The organism is Falsiroseomonas oryziterrae (assembly GCF_021864505.1).
Taxonomy (GTDB): Bacteria; Pseudomonadota; Alphaproteobacteria; order Acetobacterales; family Acetobacteraceae; genus Falsiroseomonas; species Falsiroseomonas oryziterrae.
This window is the reverse complement of sequence record NZ_JAKJIB010000485.1, coordinates 1-2,145: the sequence shown is the minus strand read 5'-3', so window position 1 is coordinate 2,145 and position 2,145 is coordinate 1. Positions and strand designations below refer to the sequence as shown.

Here is a 2,145-nt window from a genome sequence, read left to right as displayed (position 1 = left end):
CCCCCCCCCCCCCCCCCCCCCCCCCCCCCCCCCCCCCCCCCCCCCCCCCCCCCCCCCCCCCCCCCCCCCCCCCCCCCCCCCCCCCCCCCCCTTCTTCATGCGGAAGCCGACGTACGAGATGAGCTAGTGGCTGGGGTTCAGGCGTGTGCTCTTCGGATCAGAAGGCGCGCGCGACGGCGCCGTCGCCCAGCGCCTCGGCGAGCAGGCGGGCGAGCGGCAGCGCGCCGATGGCGAGCAGCCAGAGCGCGGCGAGGATCGCAAGGGGACGGGAAGCGGCGGTCAAGACAGCCGAGGGTTAGGCGATGCCGCGCCGGAGCGGGAGGGGGTGGCCACGTCGGGCGGGTGGCGGCGAGTCACCAACCCCCACCCCGACCAGCCGTCGTATGCGGCGGCGATGCCGCCGCAACTCTGGCGTCCGGCGCCTTTGGCGCCCGACCCCCCGCCTGCGGGGGAGGGCCTTGGTCGCGTCAGCCGCCCACCAGTTGCGCAAAGCGGCGCAGCGTCTCCTCCTGCTCGCGGGCGGCGCGGGCGGCATCCAGCGGCATGACGCGGATCGAGCGCGGATCGGGGAAGCCCGCCGGCGGCGGGATCTCCGGATCGGCGGGCAGGAAGCCCTGGCGCGAGGCGAGTTCCTGGCCCTCGCGCGAGAGCAGGAAGTTCATGAAGGCGACCGCGGCCGGCACGTTGCGGGCGGTCGAGAGGATCGCCGCTGGTTCCGTGATGGCGCTGACGCCGTCCTCGGGGAACACGAAGCGCACCGGGGCGCCGCGCGCGGCTTCGCGGATCGGCAGGTAGTCGATCGCGATGCCGAAGGCGCGCTCGGCGCCGGCGACGGCCTGCATGACCGGGCCGTTGCCGCCGCGCGCCTGCACGCCGTTCTGCACCAGGCGCTCGACATAGCCCCAGCCGAAGGCCGGGTTCTGCGTCAGCGCCAGCAGGTGGATCGCCGCGGCGCCGGAGACGGCGGGCGAGGGCATCGCAACCTGGTTGCGCGCGCGGGCATCGAGCAGGTCTGCCCAGCGGCGCGGCGCGAAGGGCGCGCGCTGGTGGTGCATGATGCCGGTGGTGATGAGCTTGGTGCCGAAATAGGTCCGGCCGGCGTCGAGATGCTCGGCCGGGATGCCGGCGGTCTGCACCTCCGGGCTCACGCGCAGGCGGCCCTCGGCCTTCAGGCCCTCGAAGGTGAGGCTGTCGGCGAGCAGCAGGATGTCGGGGCGCGGGCTGCCGGCGGCGATCTCGGCGCGCAGCCGCGTCATGATCTGGCCGGTGCCGGCGCGGATCCACTCGACCTGCACGCCGGGATGGCGGCGGCGGAAGGCCTCCACCGTGCCGGCGGCGTCGGGCTCGAGCTGCGAGGTGTAGAGCACCAGCGGGCCCGACACCTCCTGGGCCGCCGCCGGGCGGATGGCAGCGGCCGCCAGCGCGACGGCGCCGAGGCCGAGCGTGCGGCGATGGATGCGATTCGTCATGCGGTCCCCCCCCGGGCGGCGCGGATGCGCCCGATTAGCCGCCTCCGCGCCGGGCGTGCAGGGGGGGATCGTGAAGTTCGTGTTGCAGTCGCGCGGCCGCGCCGGCGCCGGGGCCCGGCGCGGCCCCCTGCGTCAGGCGATGTGCATGAAGTTCGCCGCGTGGGAGGCGCGGGAGATGAGGGCGGCCATCGCCGGGTCCTCGTGCCCGCGCTCGGCCGTAAGCGCGTCCATCGGGCAGAAATACTCGTGCGGCTGCGGCACCTGCGCGGCGGCGACGGCCTGATAGTGGTTCGGCTTCAGGCCGTAGATGACCCGGATGTCGCGCACCGGGATCATCACCGCGTCCTGCGGCTCCTCCCGCAGCAGCCGGATGAGCCGCCAGCGCGGCAGCGCCTCCTCCGGCTCGATGGGCTGCAGCAGCCAGCGATGCGGGCAGACGACGAGCATCGAGCTGGTGGAGGGTGCGAAGCGGGCGCGCTTGTCCTGCAGGTTGGGCACCGTGCTGCAGGCCTCGATGCAGAGGATGTCCACCCAGGGATCGTCCGGGTCGGCGCCGAAATGCAGCCAGAGCCCGTCGGGGATGGTCCGGAAGGCGTTGCTGCCGGGCAGCTTGAGGAAGGGGTGGCCGGGCGCGCCGCCGCAGCCCGGCCGGGCGCGCAGCCAGGTGCCCGGCTGG

General features: G+C 75.2%; 3 protein-coding genes. All 3 read right to left on the bottom strand.

Annotation, left to right across the window (positions count from 1 at the left end):
* Nucleotides 1-157: 157 nt before the first annotated feature.
* A complete protein-coding gene (locus tag L2I40_RS24515; protein ID WP_272911002.1) occupies nucleotides 158-283 on the bottom strand; it encodes a hypothetical protein in 126 nt (41 codons plus the stop codon).
* A gap of 184 nt (nucleotides 284-467) precedes the next feature.
* A complete protein-coding gene (locus L2I40_RS22255; RefSeq protein WP_237217494.1) occupies nucleotides 468-1,469 on the bottom strand; it encodes an ABC transporter substrate-binding protein in 1,002 nt (333 codons plus the stop codon).
* Between the two features lie 132 nt (nucleotides 1,470-1,601).
* Nucleotides 1,602-2,145 (bottom strand): hypothetical protein (locus L2I40_RS22250; RefSeq protein WP_237217493.1); only part of this gene is annotated, 544 nt, incomplete at its 5' end.

Excerpts from the sequence above, each read along its gene's own strand:
- L2I40_RS22255 (WP_237217494.1), bottom strand. The coding sequence starts at position 1,469 with ATGACGAATCGCATCCATCGCCGCACGCTCGGCCTCGGCGCCGTCGCG.